The following is a 23678-nucleotide window of genomic DNA, read 5'->3' on the forward strand; positions in this document are numbered from 1 at the left end:
CATATTCGGTGGCAGTTTAGCGATTACGTTTCAGCGTTTGTTCAGGTCCATTCAGCGAACATTCAATGAGCTAAGGTAAACAGCGACCACCGGAGCTCGTCTCTTCAGAACGCGGCATCCTTGATCGTCTTGCTTTTTACAGGAGTTTTTCGATGAACCATTACCTTACGCCTGACCTGTGCGACGCCTATCCGGAGCTGGTGCAGGTGCTGGAACCGATGTTCAGCAATTTCGGTGGCCGTGATTCATTCGGCGGCGAAATCGTGACCATCAAATGCTTCGAAGACAACTCGCTGGTCAAGGAACAAGCCGAACTCAAAGGCAACGGCAAGGTGCTGGTGGTTGATGGCGGCGGTTCGCTGCGACGTGCATTGCTGGGCGACATGATCGCCGAGAAAGCCGCTAAAAACGGTTGGGAAGGGCTGGTGATCTACGGCTGCATCCGTGACGTCGACGTCATTGCCCAGACCGATCTGGGCGTGCAGGCGCTGGCCAGCCACCCGATGAAAACCGAAAAACGCGGCATTGGTGACCTCAACGTCGCGGTGACGTTTGCCGGCGTGACGTTCCACCCGGGCCACTACATTTATGCGGACAATAACGGCGTGATCGTCTCGCCGAGCCCGCTGAAAATGCCTGAATAAGATTTTCGACAAAGGGATGCGGATGTTCGAGGAAGAAAACGCGCAATGGGGGCTGGTGCATGCCCTGGTGCTGGACGGTAAAGGCGGTGCGCGTTCGATAGCCCGGACTGAGCTCGACGATTTGCAGCTGCAGGCCCATGAAAGCCTGTGGCTGCATTGGGATCGCAGCCATCCGCAAACCCAGACCTGGCTGCGCAAATCCAGCGGCCTAAATGAATTCACCTGCGACTTGCTGCTGGAAGAGAACACTCGACCGCGCCTGTTGCCGTTGCCCGATTCCGAATTGCTGTTGTTCTTGCGCGGCGTCAATCTCAACCCGGGTGCCGAGCCGGAAGACATGGTCTCGGTGCGGATTTTCGCTTCCGCCCCGCGGGTGATTTCCCTGCGTTTGCGTCCTTTGCGTGCCACTGATGAATTGTTGGTGCAATTGGCGGACGGCAAAGGCCCGAAAACGGCTTCTGAACTCATTCTTTATCTGGCGCAGTTCCTCACCAACAAGGTGCAGGATCTGGTCACCTGCCTCTCGGAAATCGCCGATGAGGAAGAAGAAAAGATGGATGCCGACGAACGGTATACCCCCGAGCATGGTGTCATTTTGCACATCCGGCGCAGGGCCGCTGGGTTGAAGCGTTTTCTTGCGCCGCAGCGGGATATTTTCGGACAACTGACGCGGATAAAACTGCCTTGGTTTGTCGATGACGATGCCGATTACTGGAACGAATTGAACAACAGCCTGACCCGCTATCTCGAAGAGCTCGAATTGACCCGGGAGCGCGTGGGGCTTGTGCTGGAGGCGGAAGACCGGCGTTTGAGCGAGCGCATGAATCGCACGATGTACCGCTTCGGGATCATCACCTGCATCTTTTTGCCGATGAGTTTCATCACCGGTCTGCTGGGCATCAACGTTGGCGGAATTCCATTCTCCAGCAGCCCTTATGGCTTCCTGATCGCCTGCTTGACGGTGCTCGCTCTGGCCTTCGGTCAGTGGTGGTTATTCCGTCGTTTGCGCTGGGTCTGAAAATGGCGCATGTGACCCGACCAAATCTGCCCGCGTCTTTCACAGACATCACGAGAGGTGCGTATGCACGATCCGTTTGAACAGTCTTTGCGCGACATGCTCAACGCTTCGCCGTCCAGCCGCGACGACGATGCCTGTCTGGGCCGCGTACTCAAAACCGCCAACCGCCAGGTTGGCGCCGGTGATCTGTTCAGCCTGCTGGGCCGCTGGCTGCCCGCGCTGATGATCGCCCTGAATAACGGCTCGGCCCATGTCTCGCCGGTTTCCCGTCTTCGTAAACCTACCGCTCGCACTGCTGATAAGGCTGATTGAATATGGAACTCGACCTCTGGACTCAGAGCCTCGTCACTGCAATGACTGCGTTGTGGACCAAAGTAGCCAACTTCATTCCGAACCTGTTCGGCGCACTGGTCGTGCTGCTGTTGGGTTTCGTCGTGGCCAAGCTGCTCGATACCTTGCTCTCCAAACTGCTCGCCAAACTCGGCCTCGATCGCCTGATGGGTGGCACCGGCCTGACCAAATTAATGTCGCGGGCCGGCCTGCAAGTGCCGATCTCGACCCTTATCGGCAAAATCGTCTACTGGTTCGTTCTGCTGATCTTTCTGGTTTCGGCAGCAGAATCCCTTGGCCTTGAGCGAGTTTCAGCTACGCTGGATATGTTGGCGCTCTATTTGCCGAAAGTATTCGGCGCGGCGCTGGTGTTGCTGGTGGGTGTATTGCTTGCGCAATTGGCCAACGGGCTGGTGCGCGGGGCGGCAGAAGGTGTGGGCCTGGACTACGCTTCGGGGCTTGGGCGAATTGCCCAGGGGCTGGTGATCATCATCAGCATCTCGGTCGCGATCAGTCAGCTAGAGGTCAAGACCGACCTGCTGAACCATGTGATTGTCATCGTTTTGATTACCGTTGGTCTGGCGGTTGCGCTGGCCATGGGTTTGGGAAGCCGGGAAATTGCCGGTCAGATTCTTGCGGGAATCTATGTGCGTGAGTTGTATCAGGTTGGGCAACAAGTGCGTGTTGGCGAGGTCGAAGGGCAGATCGAGGAGATCGGCACGGTGAAAACCACATTGCTGACCGATGAGGGTGAGCTAGTCTCTCTTTCCAATCGGATCCTGCTGGAACAGCATGTGAGTAGCCGCTAATCCGGCAAACCCTGCTAATGTATGCCGCCGCGAAATGCCAGCTGATGCTGGTCGCGGTGGACATTGACCTGACTGTCGGCACGACTTGTTTTGAATAAAGCCCAAACGCTATCCACGCGCTACGACCCCCGCGAGCTCTCTGATGAGGAGTTGGTCGCGCGCTCGCATACCGAGCTGTTTCACGTAACGCGCGCCTATGAAGAACTGATGCGGCGTTACCAGCGAACATTATTTAACGTTTGTGCGAGATATCTTGGGAACGATCGCGACGCAGACGATGTCTGTCAGGAAGTCATGTTGAAGGTGCTGTATGGCCTGAAGAACTTCGAGGGGAAATCGAAGTTCAAAACGTGGCTCTACAGCATCACGTACAACGAATGTATTACGCAGTATCGGAAGGAACGGCGAAAGCGTCGCTTGATGGACGCATTGAGTCTTGACCCCCTCGAGGAAGCGTCCGAAGAAAAGGCGCCGAAACCCGAGGAGAAGGGCGGGCTTGATCGCTGGCTGGTGTATGTGAACCCGATTGACCGTGAAATTCTGGTGCTACGATTTGTCGCAGAGCTGGAATTTCAGGAGATCGCAGACATCATGCACATGGGTTTGAGTGCGACAAAAATGCGTTACAAACGTGCTCTAGATAAATTGCGTGAGAAATTTGCAGGCATTGCTGAAACTTAGTTCAGCGCAAATATCTCTTACGTGTAGGCAAGTTCTGATAGACTTGCCGCCGAGTTGTCCCCCGGTTTGCGGGACTGCTTCACAATCACCAGATGGGGATTTAACGGATGAAACTGAAAAACACCTTGGGCTTGGCCATTGGTTCTCTGATTGCCGCCACTTCGTTCGGCGCTCTGGCACAAGGCCAAGGCGCAGTTGAAATCGAAGGCTTCGCAAAGAAAGAACAATTCGACAGCGCTCGTAACTTCAAGAACAACGGCAACCTGTTCGGCGGCTCGATCGGTTACTTCCTGACCGACGACGTTGAACTGCGTCTGGGCTACGACGAAGTGCACAACGTACGTGCCGATGATGGCAAGAACGTAAAAGGCGCTAACACCGCTCTGGACGCTCTGTACCACTTCAACAACCCAGGCGACATGCTGCGTCCATACGTCTCGGCCGGTTTCTCCGACCAGAGCATCGACCAGAACGGTTCGAACGGTCGTAACCGTTCTACCTTCGCTAACGTTGGTGGCGGTGCCAAGCTGTACTTCACCGAGAACTTCTACGCTCGTGCCGGCGTTGAAGCTCAGTACAACATCGACCAGGGCGACACCGAGTGGGCTCCTAGCGTTGGTATCGGTGTGAACTTCGGTGGCGGCTCCAAGCCTGCTGCTGCTCCAGTTCCAGCACCAGCTGAAGTCTGCTCCGACAGCGACAACGATGGCGTTTGCGACAACGTTGACAAGTGCCCGGACACCCCAGCCAACGTAACTGTTGACGCTGACGGCTGCCCAGCAGTTGCTGAAGTTGTTCGTGTTGAGCTGGACGTTAAGTTCGACTTCGACAAGTCGGTTGTGAAGCCAAACAGCTACGGCGACATCAAGAACCTGGCTGACTTCATGAAGCAGTACCCATCCACCACCACTACTGTTGAAGGTCACACTGACTCCGTCGGTCCTGACGCTTACAACCAGAAACTGTCCGAGCGTCGTGCAAACGCCGTTAAGCAAGTTCTGACCAACCAGTACGGTGTTGAATCGTCCCGCGTTCAGTCTGTTGGCTACGGCGAATCCCGCCCAGTTGCTGACAACAAAACTGACGCTGGCCGCGCTGTAAACCGTCGCGTAGAAGCGCAGGTTGAAGCTCAAGCTAAGTAATTAGCTGCCGCTCTGAGAAAAGCCCGGCTTAGGCCGGGCTTTTCTTTGCCTGCGATTTGGCTTTGCAGCTTTAAAAGATCGCAGCCTTCGGCAGCTCCTACATGAAATCTGCATACGTCCTGTAGGAGCTGCCGCAGGCTGCGATCTTTTGATCTTCACCAGCAGCCGCCACCGCACCAATCACCAGAATCGCCGGGCTCTTCAATCCGAAAATTCCTGCGTCATCGCTCATGCTCATCAGATCACTGCGGCATTCGCGCTGCTCTGGCAACGAGGCATTCTCGATCATCGCCACCGGCGTATCTGCGGCCATCCCGCCCGCCAACAACTGATCGCGAATCTCGCCCAGCTTGGCCACGCCCATATAAACCACCAGCGTCGTCCCGCCCTGCGCCAGCGCCTGCCAGTTCAATTGGCTGTCATCCTGCGTGTGCGCGGTCACCAGGGTCACGCCGCGTGCCACACCGCGCAACGTCAGCGGAATATCGCACTGCGTCGCCCCAGCGAGCCCAGCGGTGATGCCATTGACCAACTCCACCTCAACGCCACGTTCACGCAACCACTGTGCCTCTTCACCGCCACGGCCGAAAATGCATGGATCGCCACCCTTGAGCCGCACCACACACTTGCCGTGGCGGGCATAGCGCAGCATCAGCCGATGGATGAACGCCTGCGGTGTCGAACGGCAACCACCGCGTTTACCCACGGCAATGATTCGCGCGCCAGGGCAATGTTCCAGCACCGCGTCGTTGACCAGATCATCGATCAGCACCACATCGGCCTCGCGCAACGCACGCACCGCTTTTAGGGTCAGCAATTCGGGATCACCAGGACCTGCACCCACCAGCCAGACTTTTGCGTTCATGGTGTTTTCCTCATCAGATGACGGCGACCGGCTGCACATCGGCAGCCAGCAAGCGTTTTATTTCCGGGACACAGGAGCCGCATTGCGTGCCGCAGCCCAAATTGTTTTTCAAACCTTGCAGATCCAGACCCTGGCGAATGCCGGCGCAGATCGCGTTGAGGCTGACGTTCTTGCAGTTGCACAGGGTTTTATCCGCAGCAATTTGCGCCCCGGCACTGCCCGGCGGCGCACTCATCGGTGCCAGCAACCAGCGCCGCAGTTGTTCGTCTGCACGACCTTCCAGCCACAACCCCTGTAGCCAATGCTGGGCAAGGGTTTCACCGGCCAGGCGGATCGCGGTGATGCGGCCGTTTTCAATACGCACGCGTTTGCCAATGGCCCGGCGCGGATCGTCGTAGGCCAAAACCGGGCCGTCGATCAGCGACAAGCAATGATCGATTTCACTGAGCAATTGCGCATCCGGTGCCTCTCTGTTGGCAGCGCGTATCAGCAATGCCGATCGTTCACGTCCGACAAGGCTGAGACTCACGTAGGAAAATGCCTCACAGAGCGGTCGTAGGGCCTCGAAATGCCGTTGAACATCACCCTCGATGAGTGCGAAAAGCTGCCACGGCAGATTGACCGGCTCCAGGCGCACGCCGCTGTGTTTCAGTTCCGGTTGTTTCGACAATGGATCGAGGGCCGGCAGGGTCAGGCTGTTTACGCCGCCCTTGAGAAAGCGGTCCCCCCAGTGCATCGGCAGAAACGCTTGTCCCGGACGTACGCTGTCGTCGCTGCCAACCGCGACGATCACTGCGCCGCGACGACTTTTAAGGTTGACCAGATCTCCCGGCTGCAAACGATGCCGACGCATTTCGTCTGGATGCAGGCTCAACACCGCTTCGCTGACATGCCCGAACAGTTGCGCCGCCGTACCGGTGCGGCTCATACCGTGCCATTGATCGCGCAAGCGGCCAGTGATCAATGTCAGCGGAAAGCGTGCATCACGCTGTTCTTTGGCGGCGCGGTAAGGTTCGGCAATGAAATGAGCGCGTCCGTTGGCGGTTGGGAAAATCCCGTCTTCGTACAGTCGTGGTGTTCCTTGTCGTGCGCCGACAGGGAAGGGCCATTGCTGCGGTCCGATCTCGTCGATCAGCGCATGACTGATCCCGGACATATCCAGATCGCGGCCATGCGTCAGCCCTTTGAATTCATCGAACAACTGCGCGGGCTGAGTGAACGTGAACAGGCTTGGCCCGGCGGGGCGCAGACGTTTCTCCAGGCGTTGTGCGAAATCTACCGTGATCGCCCAGTCCGGCCGCGCTTCGCCCGGTGGGAGAATGGCTTTGCGTACGTGGGAAATGCGTCGCTCGGAGTTGGTCACCGAGCCTTCCTTCTCGCCCCAACTGGCGGCAGGTAGCAGGAGATCGACGAATGCTGCGGTTTCGGTGGTGCGAAAGGCTTCTTGCAGAACCACAAACGGGCAAGCTTCCAGCGCCGCGCGCACCGCACTCTGATCCGGCATCGATTGCGCAGGGTTGGTGCAGGCAATCCACAACGCCTTGATCTTGCCGCTGCGCACTTGCTCGAACAGTTCGATGGCGCTGAGACCAGTGCTTTCCGGCAGTTGATCCACACCCCAATAAGCCGCCACTTCGGCGCGGTGTTCAGGGTTGGCCGCGTCACGATGACCCGGCAACAGGTTCGACAAACTGCCAGTTTCCCGTCCACCCATGGCATTTGGCTGACCGGTGAGAGAGAAAGGTCCTGCACCCGGACGGCCAATTTGCCCGGTGGCCAAGTGCAGATTGATCAGCGCGCTGTTCTTCGCACTGCCAGCCGTGGACTGGTTCAGCCCCATGCACCACAGCGACAGAAAACCTGGCGAAGTGCCCACCCATTCAGCGCACTGCTGCAATTGCTCAACGCTGATGCCACACAACTGCGAAACCATTTGTGGGGTGTAATCACGCACCAGACTTTTCAGTTCAGCGAGGCCATCGGTGTGCGCCTTGACGAAGTCGCGATCAATCCAGTCTTCCCACAACAACAGATGCAAAATCCCATGGAACAAGGCGACGTCGGTGCCGGGCAGAATCGCCAGATGCAAATCGGCGAGGTCGCAGGTGTCGGTGCGCCGTGGATCAATGACGATGACTTTCATCTGCGGGCGGCGGGATTTTGCCTCTTCCAGCCGACGGAAAAGTACCGGGTGGGCGTAGGCCATGTTACTGCCGACAATCATCACGCAATCGCTGAGTTCCAGATCCTCATAACTGCAAGGCGGGGCGTCGGCACCTAGGCTGCGCTTGTAGCCGACCACGGCTGAGGACATGCACAGGCGAGAGTTGCTATCGATGTTGTTGGTGCCGACCAGCGCCCGCGCCAGTTTGTTGAAGGCGTAGTAGTCCTCGGTCAGCAACTGCCCGGAAATATAGAACGCCACACTGTCCGGGCCATGCTCGGCGATGGTCTCGGCGAACACGTTGGCGGCGTGTTCCAATGCGGTGTCCCAGTCCGTGCGGCTGCGGGCCAGGCCTTTGCCCAGGCGCAGTTCCGGGTACAGCGCGCGAGCCGCGAGGTCGCCGGTCAGGTGCAGGGTCGAGCCTTTGCTGCACAGTTTGCCGAAGTTGGCCGGGTGCGCCGGATCGCCGCTGACGCCGAGGATGCGCTCGCCGTCATGCTCGATCAGCACGCCGCAGCCGACCCCGCAATAACAGCAGGTCGAGGCGGTCGTCTGGCGGTTCATCAGATGGCGTCCCGCAGGGCCAGTTGCACACGACCGTTTTCGACCCGCGCCGGGTGATGGTGCGCGCAACCGATGTCCGGCGCCTGAGCTTCGCCGGATTCGAGGTCGATTTGCCAGTTGTGCAGCGGGCAGGCGACGCGTTTGCCGTAGATCAACCCTTGTGACAGTGGTCCGCCCTTGTGTGGGCAGCGGTCGTCGAGGGCGAAAACTTCGTCGTCGCTTGTACGAAAAATCGCGATGTCACCTTTCGGTCCGGCAATGATCCGCGAACCGAGGGTATTGATCTCGTCGAGGGCACAGATATCGAGCCAGTTCATGCAGGCACCTCCAGATTTTTCACCGGGATTACGTCGAATTCTTTCTTCAGTTGCGGCTGCGCCAGGCGTTCTTTCCACGGGTCTTGCTCGAACGACAGGGAGAATTGCAGGCGCTCGTTCAGGGCTTTGCGGCGCTCGGGATCTTCCAGCACGGCTTTCTTGATGTGTTCCATGCCGACCCTTTGCAGGTAGTGCACGGTGCGTTCGAGGTAGAAGGCTTCTTCGCGATACAGCTGCAGGAAGGCGCCGTTGTATTCGCGGACTTCTTCGGCGGTTTTCAGCTTGACGAAGAATTCGGCGACTTCGGTTTTGATCCCGCCGTTGCCGCCGATGTACATCTCCCAGCCGGAGTCGACGCCGATGATTCCTACGTCTTTGATTCCTGCTTCCGAGCAGTTGCGTGGGCATCCGGAGACCGCGAGTTTCACTTTGTGCGGCGACCACATGTTGAACAGGTCGTGCTCGAGTTCGATGCCCAGTTGTGTCGAGTTCTGCGTGCCGAAGCGGCAGAACTCGCTGCCGACGCAGGTTTTCACCGTGCGGATGGATTTGCCGTAGGCGTGGCCGGAGGGCATGTCGAGATCCTTCCAGACGCCGGGCAGATCCTGCTTCTTGATGCCGAGCAAATCGATACGCTGGCCGCCGGTGACCTTGACCATCGGCACCTGATACTTGTCAGCCACATCGGCAATTCGCCGCAGTTCCGAAGGGTTGGTCACGCCGCCCCACATGCGGGGTACCACCGAATAGGTACCGTCCTTCTGAATGTTGGCGTGCGCACGCTCGTTGATCAGGCGCGATTGCGGGTCGTCCTTGGCTTCGCCGGGCCAGGTGGAAATCAGGTAATAGTTGAGGGCAGGGCGGCACGTTGCGCAGCCGTTCGGCGTGCGCCAGTTGAGGTAGCTCATGGTGCCGGCGATGGTCAGCAGATGCTGTTCGCGAATCGCTTGGCGAATCTGCCCGTGGTTGAGATCGCTGCATCCGCAGATGGCTTTTTCGCTTTTCGGTTTGACGTCGGCCGCGCCGCCAACGGTGTTGATCAGGATCTGTTCGACCAGCCCGGCACAGGAACCGCAGGAGCTGGCAGCCTTGGTGTGTTTCTTCACCTCATCGACGCTGAACAGGCCGTGTTCCTGAATCGCTTTGACGATGGTGCCTTTGCACACGCCGTTGCAGCCGCAGACTTCGGCGGTGTCGGCCATGACCATGGCTTTGTCCTGGCCCTGATGTCCTACGTCGCCCAAAGCGTTTTCGCCAAACATCAGGTGATCGCGGATCTCGCCGATGGCGTGATTCTCACGAATCTGGCGGAAATACCAACCGCCATCTGCCGTATCGCCGTACAGACAGGCGCCGACCAGCACGTCATCCTTGATCACCAGTTTTTTATACACGCCGCCGATCGGGTCGGAGAGGGTGATGGTCTCGGTGCCTTCGCCGCCCATGAAGTCGCCAGCGGAAAACAGGTCGATGCCGGTGACTTTCAATTTGGTCGACGTCACTGAGCCCTGATAACGGGCGAAACCCAATTGTGCGAGGTGGTTGGCGCAAACCTTGGCCTGTTCGAACAGCGGCGCGACCAGACCGTAGGCAATCCCGCGATGGCTGGCGCACTCGCCGATCGCGTAGATGCGCGGATCGTAGGTTTGCAGGGTGTCGTTGACCAGGATCCCGCGATTGCACGGGATGCCAGCCTTTTCCGCCAGTTCGGTGTTGGGGCGAATGCCGGCCGCCATCACCACCAGATCAGCGGGAATGATGTCGCCGTTCTTGAATTGCACCGAGCCAACCCGGCCATTGCCGGCATCGTGCAGGGCCTGGGTCTGTTCGCACAGACGGAAGTGCAGGCCACGGGATTCGAGGGCGCTTTGCAGCAGTTGACCGCTGGTTTTGTCCAGTTGCCGTTCCAGCAGCCATTCGCCGATGTGCACCACGGTGACGTGCATGCCGCGCAGCATCAGGCCATTGGCGGCTTCGAGACCGAGCAGACCGCCACCGATAACCACCGCGTGTTTGTGGGTTTTGGCGGTGTCGATCATCGCTTGGGTGTCGGCGATGTCGCGGTAACCGATCACCCCGTGCAAGGTGTTGCCGGGGATCGGCAGGATGAACGGCGTCGAACCGGTGGCGATCAGCAGGCGATCGTATTCGGCTTCGGTGCCGTCCTCGGCGATCACCCGGCGTTTGACCCGGTCGATCTCCACCACTTTGCGGTTGAGCAGCAACTTGATGTGGTTTTCCAGGTACCAGTCGAGGTCGTTGAGCACGATCTCCTCGAAGGTCTGCTCACCGGCCAGCACCGGTGAGAGCAGGATGCGGTTGTAGTTGGTGTGCGGTTCGGCGCCGAAGACGGTGATGTCGTACAGCTCGTTGCTCAGCTTGAGCAGTTCTTCGAGGGTGCGGACTCCGGCCATGCCATTGCCGATCATCACCAGTTTGAGTTTTTTCATCAGGTTCTCCGGGGAGCTGCGGCTGGCCTCTTATGGGCAGTCAGGCCTTGCTCGAGAAATTTTGCGCAAACAAAAAAAGGCGTCCCGCTAGTTGCCTAGCGAGGACGCCTTTGTCCTGGTCCCGTTCTCTCGGGAAGCGCAGCCTTCGTCGTTGAAGGTTGGGCTTTATGTGTGTGTTGGTTGGGGTAATGCAGTGGTTGTGCCAAGTGGGGACGGTGGCGGGTTTATTGGGGGGGACAGATTTTGAGGGTGGATTTTTTGCACTGATTCGAAGCAGGTTGCTCGTTCGTGGGGCATTCAGGCAGTTGAATTTGTAGTGATTGGGTGGGCGCCTTCGCGAGCAAGCTCGCTCCCACAGGGGATTTGCGAACGACACGAATCTCTTGTGGGAGCGAGCCTGCTCGCGAATGGCGCGACGCGGTGTCAGCCATGAAACAACAAAACCAGCAGCACCAGATTCCCCAATAAAGCCACGATCGCCATCGTCCGCCAGACCTTCAGCGGCTCACGCTCCAGTAACGGTCTGGGCCGCACACTCAAACTCCGCCGCTCGCCCTGCTCCAACACCAGCAACCACTCCTCAGCCGTTTCAAACCGTTGTTGCGGATCAGCCGCCACCCCACGCTCCAGACTCTGCGCCAGCCATTCCGGCAGATCCGGCCGAAATCGACTGGCACTCACCGCCACGCCAAATCGCGGCCGCTGAAACGCTTCGATCTCGCCATAGGGAAAATGCCCGGTGAGCAGGAAGTACAGGGTCACGCCGACTGCATACAAATCCTGCTGCGCACTCGGCGGATCGCCGCGAAACGCTTCCGGGGCGATGTAGCTTGGCGTCCCCGGTAAAGTCGACGGCGCGTCTTCGGACAAGCCTGGGCAGTACGCCAGGCCAAAATCCAGCAAACGCAATTCGCCGTCATCACTCCAATGCAGGTTTTCCGGTTTTATATCGCGGTGCAGAATCTGCCGTCGATGCAGCAGTCCGGCCGCGCGTAGTAGACGCTCCGCGATGTCCTGCCATTGCGCTAGGGGTAAAGGCCCATTTTGTTGAAGAATCTGCGCCAGCGTCGTCCCGGAATATTCGCGCATCACGTAGTACAAATGCTGACGCTGCTGGCACGCATGGACTTCAGGAAAATGCCGCCCGGCCACACGTTTCAGGAACCATTCTTCGGACAACAACGCTTGCCCGGCGTAGGAATCATCGGCGGAGCGCGTGGGCAGGGTTTTCAGCAACCACCTCTGACCTTGCCCATCATGCACTCGATAGAGCAGCGATTGCTGACTCTGAGCAACAATCCCTTGCACCTGCCAGCCTTCAAAGTGCTGCCCGGGTTTCAGCGCTGGAGGCAGTGGCCATTGCTGCAAATGAATCAGTGCATCGCCGATATTTGCCTCACCCAAAGCATCAACCCGTACCAGCAATGCACTGGCATTGTCCTGGCTCCCCGCCAGATGCGCGGCGTTGACCAGCGTCTGCGCGGCGCTGTGAAGATCCGGCTGATCACGCAGAATCGCCGCAATGGCGGTATCGCCGAGTGTCGACCAGACACCGTCACTGAGCAAAACAAAGCACTCGCCGTGGCGCAGTTCACCATCAAGGAAGTCCAGCACCAGATGCTGATCCAGCCCCAATGCACGTTTGAGCACATGCTGCATGCCCGGCTGATCCCAGACATGATCTTCAGAGATCCGCTGCAAACTGTCGGCGTGCCAGCGATACACCCGGCAGTCGCCGACGTGGGCGAGGGTGAAGCGCCGACCGCGCATGACCAAGACGCTGACCGTGGTGAGCAGCGGTTGCCCACCGCCATTGGCCTGCAGCCAGCGGTTTTGCGCGAGCAGCAGGCGATCCAGTGCCTGCGCCACGCTCCAGGTTTCCGGCGTGGCGTAGTAGTCGAGCGCCAAGGCCTGCAAGGTCGAGCGCGCAGCCAGTCCGCCATCGGCGCATTGGCTGACGCCGTCGGCGATGGCAAACAGAAAACCTTTGCTCGCCGCCAGCGCCGGAGCGGGTGTGACCAGGCGCAAAGCGTCCTGATTCTCCGCGCGTGGGCCGGTGGCGCTGGCTTCGGCAAAGCTCAGTTGCAGGGCCATTGATGCCTCAGACCCGCGCCGCCGTCACCGCTGCCGAGCCCCAGGTGGTTCTCCAGCGACGCTTGACGCCGTGCAGACCAAACCACGCCAATACGCCGAGGCTGGCGAACAACCACAGGGCCAGTTGATAGCTGCCGGTGCTCTGTTTGATCGCGCCCATGCCGGCGGCCAAGGCAAAACCGCCGATGCCGCCGGCCATGCCAATCAACCCGGTCATCACGCCGATCTCCAGGCGAAAGCGCTGCGGCACCAGTTGGAAAACCGCACCATTGCCTGCCCCTAAACCGAGCATCGTGCAGACGAAAAGCGCCAGTGCCGCGTAGGAACTTGGCAGGTTGAAGCCGACGGCCGCGATGCACACGGCAGCGACGGTGTACATCGCCAGCAAGGTGCGTATGCCACCGAAACGGTCAGCCAGGGCGCCGCCCAGCGGACGCATCAGACTGCCGCCGAACACGCAGGCTGCGGTGTAGTAACCGGCCGTCACCGGGCTCAGGCCGTATTGATCGTTGAAGTAGCCGGGCAGGGCGCTGGCCAGACCGATGAAACCGCCGAAGGTCACGCTGTAGAAAAACATGAACCACCAACTGTCACGGTCGCCGAGGGCTTTGAAGTAGTCAGCCATGGCTTTGGCTTTTGGCCGCTCAGGCGCATTTTTTGCCAGCCAGGCGAACAGCACCAACGTCAGGATCAACGGAATCAGAGCGAAACCGAAAACATTGCTCCAGCCGAACGCAGCGGCGAGCACCGGCGCAAGCAATGCGGCGAACACGGTGCCGGAGTTGCCCGCACCGGCAATGCCCATGGCTTTGCCCTGATGCTGCGGTGGATACCATTGCGAGGCCAAGGGCAGGGCGACGGCAAACGACGCGCCGGCCATGCCGAGGAACAGGCCGAGTATCAGCGCCTGCTCGTAGCTATGAATGCCGATTTTCCAGGCGCCGAACAGCGCGCAAATCACAATGACCTGACCGATCAGCCCGGCGGTTTTCGGCGACAACCGATCGGCGAGCATGCCCATCACAAAACGCAGCACCGCACCGGCGAGGATCGGCGTGGCGACGACGAGGCCGCGTTGTTGGGTGGTCAGGTGCAGGTCGGCGGCAATCTGCACCGCCAACGGGCCGAGCAGGTACCAGACCATGAAGCTCAGGTCGAAATAGAGGAAGGCCGCGAACAATGTCGGGGTGTGGCCGGATTTCCAGAAGCTTGAATTCATCGCGCACCTCAGCTGAAAAGAGTCTCGAAAGGAGTCATGCAACAGCAGGTGGGGCGCCGCCACGGCCGCACCACCGGCCCCGAGCTGTGGGGCCAAAACGCAAAAACGCCGCTACCTGATTCGCCGAAGGGGCGAACGGGGTGAGCGACGTCTTTGTCGTGGGTGGGGCAACCGCCGTTGGTTACCTGTGCGTTTTACATAGCGAGATTTGTGCCAACTGGTGAAAGAGCAAAAGCCCCTCACCCTAGCCCTCTCCCGGAGGGAGAGGGGACTGACCGAGGTGTCTTGCGCCAAACATCGACCTGAGAAACCGAGTCGATTATGGATTCACAGAAGGAATTGCAGGTCGGCGTACATCGCGAGCATCCCCCAATCAGTCCCCTCTCCCTTTGGGAGAGGGCTAGGGTGAGGGGGCTCTTAAGAGGACACCTCAACCCAGCAACTCACTCATGGCAATAATCTGCTCCGCCACCTGAATCAGCTTCTGCTGCCGGCTCATCGCTTGGCGCCGCATCAAGGTGTAAGCCTCTTCCTCATTGCAGTCCTTCATCTTCATCAACAAACCCTTGGCCAGCTCGATGCGCTTACGCTCAGCCAATTGCAGATCACGCGCCTGCAACTGCGCGCGCAAGGCCTGATCACTCTCGAATCGTGCCATCGCCACATCAAGAATCGGCTGCAAACGCTGGGCGTGAATGCCTTCGACGATGTAGGCACTGACCCCGGACTTGATCGCCTGGCGCATCACTCCGGGGTCATGCTCGTCGGTAAACATCACGATTGGCCGTGGCTGGTCGCGGCTGACCAGCACGACTTGCTCCATGACATCGCGGCTCGGTGACTCGGTATCGATCAGGATTACGTCCGGGCGCACCGTTTCGACGCGCGCGGGCAGGTCGATGGTCAGACCGGATTCATCGATGACTTCGAAACCGGCTTCAGTCAGCGCGGCTTTCAGGCGCCCGACTTTTTTCGCTGTGTCGTTGATCAACAGAATGCGCAACATGTTCGCGGTCTCCTGTCAGCGGCGGGCGAGAAGAGGGGCGTCGTCGTTCAACGCGTGCAGCTTGAAACTGCGCGCGTAAGCGGCCGGGTCGCTGCCGTCCCAGATTTTGCCGTCGAGCAACTGGCTGCTGCGCATGTCGGTGCCCCACGCGGCAACACCGACCTCAGTAGCGGCGTCGCGATACAGATCGAGTTGCTGAACCTGACGGGCGACAGCGAGGTAATCCGGGTCTTCGCGCAGCAAGCCCCAGCGGCGGAACTGGGTCATGAACCACATACCGTCCGACAGATAAGGCAGATTCACTTCGCCGTTACCGTGAAAGCGCAGCGCGTGCGGATCCTGCCAGCGATTGCCGAGGCCATCGGCATAATCACCGAGAAAACGCGGCTCGATGCACGAAAGCGGCGCGTCCAGATACTCCGGCGCGCTGAGCAATTGCGCGGTGCTGCGACGGTTCTCCGGGCTTTCCTCAATGAAACGGCTGGCCTCAAGAATCGCCATCACCAACGCCCGCGCGGTGTTCGGGTATTGCTCGACAAAATCGCGGGTGCAACCAAGGACTTTTTCCGGGTGATCGGGCCAGATGGTCTGGCTGGTGGCCAAGGTAAACCCGAGATTCTGCTGCACCGCGCTAGCAGCCCAAGGCTCGCCGACGCAAAAGCCGTCGATGCGCCCGGCTTGCAGATGCGCAACCATTTGCGGCGGCGGCACCACCACACTGTCGACATCCTGCAACGGATGAATGCCCTGACTCGCCAGCCAGTAATACAGCCACATCGCATGAGTGCCAGTGGGAAAAGTCTGGGCGAAGGTGAGTTTTGCGCGGCTTTGGTGCACGTGCCGATCCAGCGCTTCAGGACTGCTCACGCCGAGGTTCTGCAGGCCGTGCGACAGGTTGAGGCTTTGGCCGTTCTGGTTCAGCCCCATCAGCACCGCCATGTCAGTCGGGGCGACACCGCCGATGCCCAAGTGCACGGCGTAGATCAGACCATACAGACTGTGGGCGGCATCCAGTTCGCCGCTGACCAGATTGTCGCGCAGATTCGCCCAAGAGGCCTGGCGCTTCAGGTTCAGCGTTAGTCCATAAGGCTGGGCAAAGCCCTGTGTGGCAGCAACGACAACCGATGCGCAGTCGCTCAACGCCATGAAACCGAGGTTGATTGCAGTCTTTTCCGGGGCATCGCTGCCATTGACCCAGGCCAGTGGCCCTACCGAAGGTTCATTCATACACCGCCACCTCGAAAAAAAGCGCCGCCGCGGACTTTGCGCAGGCAAAACCCGGGACGACGCCATTGTCCTTGCCCGCGTGCCGTCATTGGCCTGCGCGCTGATAGTCAAGGAGGGTGCAAGGCATATGCCAGTGCCAGTGATTTGCGCATGCGCCTCGCGCCGCAGGTCGATGCCCGGCTATAATCGCCGCCTCTTTTCGCCGCCCGAGTCATCGCCGCCCATGTACACCCTGGCCCGTCAGCTGTTGTTCAAACTTTCCCCGGAAACCTCCCACGATCTGTCGCTGGATCTGATCGGCGCGGGTGGGCGTTTGGGCCTCAACGGCTTGCTGTGCAAGGCGCCGGCGAAGAAGCCGGTGACGGTCATGGGCCTGGAGTTCCCGAACCCGGTGGGGCTGGCGGCCGGTCTGGACAAGAACGGCGCGGCCATCGATGGCTTCGCGCAACTGGGTTTCGGTTTTGTCGAAATCGGCACCGTGACCCCGCGCCCGCAGCCGGGCAACCCGAAACCACGGATCTTCCGCTTGCCGGAAGCCGAGGCGATCATCAACCGCATGGGTTTCAACAACCTCGGTGTCGATAACCTGCTGGCGCGTGTGGCCGCAGCGAAATACAAAGGCGTGCTGGGCATCAACATCGGCAAGAACTTCGATACGCCGGTTGAACGCGCGGTCGACGACTACCTGATCTGCCTGGACAAGGTCTACGCCCACGCCAGCTATGTGACGGTCAACGTCAGTTCGCCGAACACCCCGGGCCTGCGCAGCCTGCAGTTCGGTGATTCGCTCAAGCAGTTGCTCGCCGATCTGGCCACGCGCCGTGCTGAACTGGCGTTGCGTCATGGCAAACATGTGCCGTTGGCGATCAAGATCGCGCCGGACATGACCGATGAAGAAACCGCGCAGGTTGCCCAAGCGCTGATCGAAACCGGTATGGACGCGGTAATCGCGACCAACACCACCCTGAGCCGTGTTGGCGTTGAAGGCATGGAGCATGGAGACGAGGCGGGCGGTTTGTCAGGTGCGCCAGTACGTGAGAAGAGCACCAATACCGTGAAGGTGCTGGCCGGTGAGTTGGCTGGGCGGTTGCCGATCATTGCGGCGGGTGGGATTACTGAAGGCAAGCATGCGGCTGAGAAGATTCTGGCGGGTGCGAGCCTGGTGCAGATCTATTCCGGCTTCATCTATAAAGGCCCGGCGCTGATCCGTGAATCGGTAGACGCGATCGCCGCCCTGCGCTGATCCATAGACACCACTGTTCCCTTGTAGGAGTGAGCCTGCTCGCGATAGCTTTCTTTCGGTCACTTCATCAGCGACTGACAGACCGCTATCGCGAGCAGGCTCACTCCTACAGGTTATGCGCTCGGCACAAAAATCCATGCAATAAAAAGGGCTCCTCGAAGGAGCCCCTGGGCCGGAGCCCGCCGTCCGGGAAGGACGTGCATGGTAAGTCGTTACAAATTCAGATTGTCGTGTCGGAATTAATGCCCTGTGTCAGCCGACGGCGTGAAGTTCGTTGAGTCTGTGAATTCCCGCAGTGCCGGTCATACCGTCCCAGTTGTCGCCGCGTCCTTCTCGCCAGCCGTTAATCCAGGCTTGGCGTACCGACGGTAGAGTAAATGGGCAAAGCTCACGGGATTTGCCACCAACGCCATATTGATATCCGCGCAAAAATGCTCTTTCCAACGGATCACGCTTAAGTCTTCTCATAGGGTGTTTCCCTCACTTGTTGACTGTTTTGTGTCGCGTTGACCTCAACTGAGGTCTGGCAGAAGAAACCTGCCATGGTGCGGCTCGCTGCCGGCGTGGCGAGCCAAGGTGTTGACGCCGTTGCGACGTCAACCTGTGTTCATTTCTAACCAATGAGTCACAGCGATGGAATGACCGTTTTGTCATAAGGACGTAACGAAAAGAGTGCTATAGCGATAAGTAACCGCTTATTTATTGAACGTTTATTGAGCAAACCCCGGTATGATCGGCCCCGCGCTGGATGATGGGGTTAATTCTTTAGTGAGAATGACCCACGTTTGCGCTGGGGTATAAAGCGACGAAGGGTCGCTTTAAGACTTTTTGTTGCATCAACTTTTTTATCTGTCCCGGCATCTAAGCTCTTTTAACCCGAGCAGCGGGGATGGAACGGCACACCTTCGTGCCACGCGGGCGCTCTTTTAGAAAAGCGCCTGATTGAAAACCGGATCGGCAATGCGTTGCCGATTCACTAGCCAAAGGCTCTGGAAATACCATGTCCGACCGTTTCGAACTCTTCCTCACTTGCCCTAAAGGCCTTGAAGGCCTGCTCATCGAGGAAGCCGTCGGGCTTGGCCTTGAAGAAGCGCGCGAGCACACTTCCGCCGTGCGTGGCATGGCGACCATGGAAACCGCTTATCGCCTGTGCCTCTGGTCGCGTCTGGCCAACCGCGTATTGCTGGTGCTCAAGCGTTTCCCGATGAAAGACGCTGAAGACCTCTACCACGGTGTGCTCGACATCGAGTGGCAGGATCACATGCTCAGCGACGGCACCCTGGCCGTCGAATTCAGCGGCCACGGCTCAGGCATCGACAACACCCACTTCGGTGCCCTGAAAGTCAAAGACGCCATCGTCGACAAACTGCGCACCCCGCAGGGCGACCGTCCGTCGATCGACAAGCTCAACCCGGATCTGCGCATTCACCTGCGTCTGGATCGCGGCGAAGCGATCCTCTCCCTCGACCTGTCCGGCCACAGCCTGCACCAGCGCGGCTATCGCTTGCAGCAAGGGGCGGCACCGCTGAAGGAAAACCTCGCGGCAGCCATCCTGATCCGTTCCGGCTGGCCGCGCATTGCTGCCGAAGGCGGCGCGCTGGCTGACCCGATGTGCGGCGTCGGTACGTTCCTCGTCGAAGCCGGCATGATTGCCGCCGACATGGCGCCGAACCTGCGCCGTGAGCAGTGGGGCTTTACCGCGTGGCTCGGTCACGTGCCGGCGCTGTGGAAAAAACTCCACGAAGAAGCCGTCGAACGTGCCGCTGCCGGTCTGGCCAAGCCACCGTTGTGGATTCGTGGCTACGAAGCTGATCCGCGTCTGATTCAGCCGGGTCGCAACAACGTTGAGCGTGCGGGCCTGAGCGAGTGGATCAAGATCTACCAGGGCGAAGTCGCGACCTTCGAGCCGCGTCCGGATCAGAACCAGAAAGGTCTGGTGATCTGCAACCCGCCGTACGGCGAGCGTCTCGGTGACGAGGCCAGCCTGCTGTATCTCTACCAGAACCTCGGCGAGCGTCTGCGTCAGGCCTGCTTGAACTGGGAAGCGGCGGTGTTCACCGGCGCCCCGGATCTGGGCAAGCGCATGGGCATTCGCAGCCACAAGCAGTATTCGTTCTGGAACGGCGCGCTGCCGTGCAAGCTGCTGTTGATCAAAGTGCTGCCGGATCAGTTCGTCACGGGCGAGCGTCGCACTCCGGAACAGCGTCAGGCCGAGCGTGAGCAAGCGGCTTACGACCAGACCCCGGACGAACCGCAAGAGCGCAAGTTCAACAAGAACGGCAACCCGATCAAACCGACGCCAGCCCCGGTTCCGGTGATCGAGCAGCCGCGCTTGAGCGAAGGCGGGCAGATGTTTGCCAACCGCCTGCAAAAGAACCTCAAGGCCATGGGCAAGTGGGTCAAGCGCGAAGGTATTGATTGCTACCGCGTCTACGATGCCGACATGCCAGAGTACGCGATGGCCATCGACCTGTACCACGATTGGGTGCACGTTCAGGAATACGCCGCGCCAAAATCGATCGACCCGGAAAAAGCCTCGGCACGCATGTTCGATGCACTGGCAGCGATCCCGCAGGCACTGAACGTCGACAAGAGCCGCGTGGTGGTCAAACGCCGCGAGCGCCAGAGCGGCACCAAGCAGTACGAGCGTCAGGCTGCGCAAGGCAAGTTCAATGAAGTCACCGAGGGCGGCGTGAAGTTGCTGGTCAACCTCACCGACTACCTCGACACCGGCCTGTTCCTCGATCACCGTCCGATGCGTATGCGCATTCAGAAAGAGGCCGCCGGCAAGCGCTTCCTCAATCTGTTCTGCTATACCGCGACCGCCAGCGTGCACGCGGCCAAGGGCGGCGCGCGCAGCACCACCAGCGTCGACCTGTCGAAGACTTATCTCGACTGGGCACGTCGCAACCTGTCGCTGAACGGCTATTCGGACAAGAACCGTCTGGAGCAGGGCGATGTGATGGCGTGGCTGGAAAGCAGCCGTGACGAGTACGACCTGATCTTTATCGATCCGCCGACCTTCTCCAACTCCAAGCGCATGGAAGGCATCTTCGACGTGCAACGTGATCAGGTGCAGTTGATTGACCTGGCCATGGCCCGTCTGGCGCCGGGTGGTGTGCTGTATTTTTCCAACAACTTCCGCAAGTTCCAGTTGGAAGAAAACCTCGCCGAGCGTTACGCGGTCGAGGAAATCAGCGCGCAGACCATCGATCCGGATTTCGCCCGCAACACCAAGATCCACCGCGCCTGGAAAATCACGGCTCGTTGACGCTTTGCGCAATTGGATCCACAGAGCCTTGATTTTTAAAGGCTCCGTGGATCTGCCCGCGCTAGCTAAATTAGTGGCTAATAGCTATAACTCACACACGGTCAATGGGGTTTTCCCGTAAATGCTGGCGTAGTGAGTTGTCTTTATGTCGTTGCACCCCGTGCGCCCAAAGATTCTGGGTTTCATCAGCGAAGACGTCTCGGCCTGGCTGGTCGCGCTGCTGGTATTGCTCGCCGGTGGGATTCTCACGGGGCTGCTCGCCTGGGCCACCCTCAATCAGTTTCAGCAACAATCCCGTCAGCGTTTTCAACTGTTGGCCAACGAACGTTACAGCCGCATCGAAGAACGCTTTCAGGATCAGGAGCAACGCCTCGACGGTCTGCGCCGCTTCTTCGCCAACTCTGAATCGGTATCCCGCACCGAATTCGACGGTTACACCCAACCCTTATTAATGCGTACCCAGGCCTATTCGTTTGCCCTCAAGGTCAGCGGTGCCGAGCGCGCGGCATTCGAGCAGCGGGTGCGTGATGAAGGTCTGAGCAACTTTACCCTCCGTGAATTGAATGCCCAGGGCGAGCTGCAACTGGCTGGCGTGCGCGATGAATACGTGCCGGTGCTCTACAGCCAGACGCAAAGCCGGCTCGGCTCACCGTTGGGTTATGACTTGCTGGCGCAACCGCTGCGGCGCGACACCCTGCAACGTGCCGATAAGCTCGGCGGGCTGGCGGTGTCGCAACCGATGCACCTGGTTAGCATTGAGCCGTCCTACGCGCGCGGCGTGTTGCTGGTGGCGCCGGTCAGCCGCAACGGCGAGCGGCAGTCGTTCGGCTACGTGATGGCGGTGATCAGCATGCGCCAGTTGCTGGCTGACGGTTTGCCGGATGCCTTCCATGATTACCTGTCAGTGCGCATTCTCGACATGTCGACCCATGATCAGCACGAGGTGTTGTTCGAGTCGAGCAACGACCCGGCACTGAGCGATTTGTCCGCCACGCGTCTGGTGCGCATGGCCGATCACGACTATCAGGTCGATATCTTGCCGAGCGACGCGTTCGTTCAGGCCAACCATTCGTCGGTGGGCAGTGTGATCATTCTGGGTGGGTTACTCAGTCTGCTGCTCAGCGCCTTGCTCTACGTGTTGGTCAGTCAGCGCCAGCGCGCCTTGCTTATGGTGGAGCAGCGCACGCAGGAATTGCATGCCAGCGAACAGGAGCTGCGCGGCACCCACGGCCAGTTGCGCGGCGTGCTGAATGCGGCGACGCAGGTGGCAATCATCGCCACCGACTTGCGCGGGGTGATCAACACCTTCAACCCCGGCGCCGAACAAATGCTCGGCTACAGCAGCGCCGATGTCGTCGGCCACATGACCCTGGAAAACCTGCACCTGCCCCGCGAGCTGACGGCCCGCGCTGCCGAGTTGAGTGCGCGTTACGGCAAGACCATCCCGACCTGCCACGCGATGCTGGTCGAGGGCGGCGAAGTCGGCGGCCATGAGGCACGCGAGTGGACGCTGGTGCGCAGCGATGGCAGCCATATTCCAGTGAACATGCTCGCCACCCCGGTGCTCGATGAGCAGGGTTTGTGGGTCGGGCATCTGGCGATCTGCATCGATATCACTGAGCGCAAGCGCGTGCACGAGGTGCTGGCGGCGCGGGATGTGTTGCTGAAGAAGCTCAGCGCTCACGTGCCCGGTGGCATCTATCAGTTCAAGATGGAATTCGACGGACGCTTCAGTGTGATCTACGCCAGCGACGGCATTCGCGAGATCTACGAACTGGAGCCGGATGTGCTGCTGTTCAACGCGGAAGCGATCTTCACGCGCATTCATCCACAGGACGTTACTCGTGTGCGCTCTTCGATTCGCGCCTCGGCCGACAGCCTCAGCCCGTGGCGCGAGGAATACCGTGTGCAGTTGCCCGAGCGCGGTCTACGCTGGGTACGCGGCGAGGCGACGCCGGAAGAACTGCCGGGCGGCGGCGTGCTGTGGCATGGCTATATCTCGGACATTTCCGACCTCAAACGCGTGGAAGAAGAACTGCGTGCGCTGTCAGTGACCGACTCGCTGACCGGCATTCATAACCGTCGCTATTTTCAGGAACGCCTGACCACCGAAATGGCCCGGGTCGAGCGCGGTGGCGGCGAGCTGTCGGTGATCATGCTCGACATCGACCATTTCAAACGCATCAACGATCAGTATGGCCACGCCGTCGGTGACCGCGTGCTGCAAGCGGTGTGCGAACGCATCGGCCATCGTCTGCGGCGTACCGATGTGTTCTGCCGGTTGGGCGGTGAGGAGTTCATGGTGCTGTGCCCGGACATCGACGGCGAACATGCGTACATGCTGGCGGTTGAACTGTGGCAGGGTTTGCGCAGTGCGCCGGTGGATGTGGTCGGCGTGGTCACGGCGAGTTTCGGTATCGCCAGTTGGCGCTCGGGGGAGGGCGCGGATGCGCTGTTGCTCAGGGCGGATTCGGGTGTGTATATGGCAAAGCAGCGCGGACGCGATCGTGTCGAGCAGATGAGCTAGCCGCGACGCTAAACCCTTGTAGGAGTGAGCCTGCTCGCGATCGCGATATGTCAGTCACTTTGATGTGCCTGAACTGACGCTATCGCGAGCAGGCTCACTCCTACAGG

The 23678-nt window shown here is 59.5% G+C and carries 18 protein-coding genes; 9 read left to right on the forward strand and 9 right to left on the reverse strand.

Annotation, left to right across the window (positions count from 1 at the left end):
• The first annotated feature begins 152 nt into the window (after positions 1 to 152).
• From rraA to PspS49_RS09390, 6 genes are all read left to right on the forward strand, one after another.
• Positions 153 to 644: a ribonuclease E activity regulator RraA gene (gene rraA / locus PspS49_RS09365; protein ID WP_160038931.1), complete on the forward strand. Its 492-nt coding sequence runs from the start codon at positions 153 to 155 to the stop codon at positions 642 to 644.
• A gap of 22 nt (positions 645 to 666) precedes the next feature.
• Entirely contained in the window at positions 667 to 1662 is a 996-nt protein-coding gene (locus PspS49_RS09370) for a zinc transporter ZntB (RefSeq protein ID WP_160038933.1), read from the forward strand.
• A gap of 63 nt (positions 1663 to 1725) precedes the next feature.
• Entirely contained in the window at positions 1726 to 1974 is a 249-nt protein-coding gene (locus PspS49_RS09375) for a hypothetical protein (protein WP_008076827.1), read from the forward strand.
• A 2-nt stretch (positions 1975 to 1976) separates the two neighbouring features.
• A complete protein-coding gene (locus PspS49_RS09380; RefSeq protein ID WP_007916401.1) occupies positions 1977 to 2801 on the forward strand; it encodes a mechanosensitive ion channel domain-containing protein in 825 nt (274 codons plus the stop codon).
• Between the two features lie 90 nt (positions 2802 to 2891).
• The gene (sigX, locus tag PspS49_RS09385; RefSeq protein ID WP_011333251.1) at positions 2892 to 3482 is read left to right on the forward strand and encodes an RNA polymerase sigma factor SigX; all 591 of its coding nucleotides are present in this window, start codon (positions 2892 to 2894) and stop codon (positions 3480 to 3482) included.
• A 107-nt stretch (positions 3483 to 3589) separates the two neighbouring features.
• A complete protein-coding gene (locus PspS49_RS09390) occupies positions 3590 to 4624 on the forward strand; it encodes an OmpA family protein (protein ID WP_126361745.1) in 1035 nt (344 codons plus the stop codon).
• A gap of 97 nt (positions 4625 to 4721) precedes the next feature.
• On the opposite strand, the gene cobA is transcribed toward PspS49_RS09390, so the two are convergent.
• The 8 genes from cobA to PspS49_RS09430 all read right to left on the reverse strand — a co-directional run bounded on the left by cobA (position 4722) and on the right by PspS49_RS09430 (position 16530).
• Positions 4722 to 5489 (reverse strand): uroporphyrinogen-III C-methyltransferase, encoded by a 768-nt coding sequence (gene cobA, locus PspS49_RS09395; protein WP_127926490.1) that lies wholly within the window; start codon positions 5487 to 5489, stop codon positions 4722 to 4724.
• A gap of 13 nt (positions 5490 to 5502) precedes the next feature.
• Positions 5503 to 8217 (reverse strand): nitrate reductase, encoded by a 2715-nt coding sequence (locus PspS49_RS09400; RefSeq protein ID WP_160038936.1) that lies wholly within the window; start codon positions 8215 to 8217, stop codon positions 5503 to 5505.
• Positions 8217 to 8534, reverse strand: a complete 318-nt coding sequence (nirD, locus tag PspS49_RS09405; RefSeq protein WP_095120050.1) for a nitrite reductase small subunit NirD — start codon at positions 8532 to 8534, stop codon at positions 8217 to 8219. The genes PspS49_RS09400 and nirD overlap by 1 nt, the downstream gene beginning before the upstream one ends.
• Positions 8531 to 10984, reverse strand: a complete 2454-nt coding sequence (nirB, locus tag PspS49_RS09410) for a nitrite reductase large subunit NirB (RefSeq protein WP_127926492.1) — start codon at positions 10982 to 10984, stop codon at positions 8531 to 8533. Before nirB ends, nirD begins: the two co-directional genes overlap by 4 nt.
• A gap of 423 nt (positions 10985 to 11407) precedes the next feature.
• Positions 11408 to 13078 (reverse strand): bifunctional protein-serine/threonine kinase/phosphatase, encoded by a 1671-nt coding sequence (locus PspS49_RS09415; RefSeq protein ID WP_160038938.1) that lies wholly within the window; start codon positions 13076 to 13078, stop codon positions 11408 to 11410.
• A gap of 7 nt (positions 13079 to 13085) precedes the next feature.
• The gene (locus PspS49_RS09420) at positions 13086 to 14297 is read right to left on the reverse strand and encodes a nitrate/nitrite transporter (protein WP_095111816.1); all 1212 of its coding nucleotides are present in this window, start codon (positions 14295 to 14297) and stop codon (positions 13086 to 13088) included.
• A 430-nt stretch (positions 14298 to 14727) separates the two neighbouring features.
• Positions 14728 to 15303, reverse strand: coding sequence for an ANTAR domain-containing protein (locus tag PspS49_RS09425; protein ID WP_038365449.1), 576 nt, complete (start codon positions 15301 to 15303; stop codon positions 14728 to 14730).
• 15 nt (positions 15304 to 15318) lie between these two features.
• Positions 15319 to 16530: a CmpA/NrtA family ABC transporter substrate-binding protein gene (locus PspS49_RS09430; protein WP_160038940.1), complete on the reverse strand. Its 1212-nt coding sequence runs from the start codon at positions 16528 to 16530 to the stop codon at positions 15319 to 15321.
• A 223-nt stretch (positions 16531 to 16753) separates the two neighbouring features.
• On the opposite strand from PspS49_RS09430, the gene PspS49_RS09435 reads away from it, so the two are divergent.
• Positions 16754 to 17773 carry a quinone-dependent dihydroorotate dehydrogenase gene (locus tag PspS49_RS09435; protein ID WP_034152862.1) on the forward strand — a complete coding sequence of 340 codons (1020 nt, stop codon included), beginning with the start codon at positions 16754 to 16756 and terminating at the stop codon, positions 17771 to 17773.
• A 252-nt stretch (positions 17774 to 18025) separates the two neighbouring features.
• On the opposite strand, the gene PspS49_RS09440 is transcribed toward PspS49_RS09435, so the two are convergent.
• Complete coding sequence (locus PspS49_RS09440; protein WP_003223300.1) at positions 18026 to 18241, reverse strand: ribosome modulation factor; 216 nt, start codon at positions 18239 to 18241, stop codon at positions 18026 to 18028.
• Positions 18242 to 18773: 532 nt separating this feature from the next.
• On the opposite strand from PspS49_RS09440, the gene rlmKL reads away from it, so the two are divergent.
• Positions 18774 to 21044 (forward strand): bifunctional 23S rRNA (guanine(2069)-N(7))-methyltransferase RlmK/23S rRNA (guanine(2445)-N(2))-methyltransferase RlmL, encoded by a 2271-nt coding sequence (gene rlmKL, locus PspS49_RS09445; RefSeq protein WP_127926495.1) that lies wholly within the window; start codon positions 18774 to 18776, stop codon positions 21042 to 21044.
• Between the two features lie 145 nt (positions 21045 to 21189).
• Positions 21190 to 23571 (forward strand): diguanylate cyclase, encoded by a 2382-nt coding sequence (locus tag PspS49_RS09450; protein ID WP_127926496.1) that lies wholly within the window; start codon positions 21190 to 21192, stop codon positions 23569 to 23571.
• The last annotated feature ends 107 nt before the right edge of the window (positions 23572 to 23678 follow it).

The sequence above is a fragment of the Pseudomonas sp. S49 genome, from assembly GCF_009866785.1.
Classification (GTDB): domain Bacteria; phylum Pseudomonadota; class Gammaproteobacteria; order Pseudomonadales; family Pseudomonadaceae; genus Aquipseudomonas.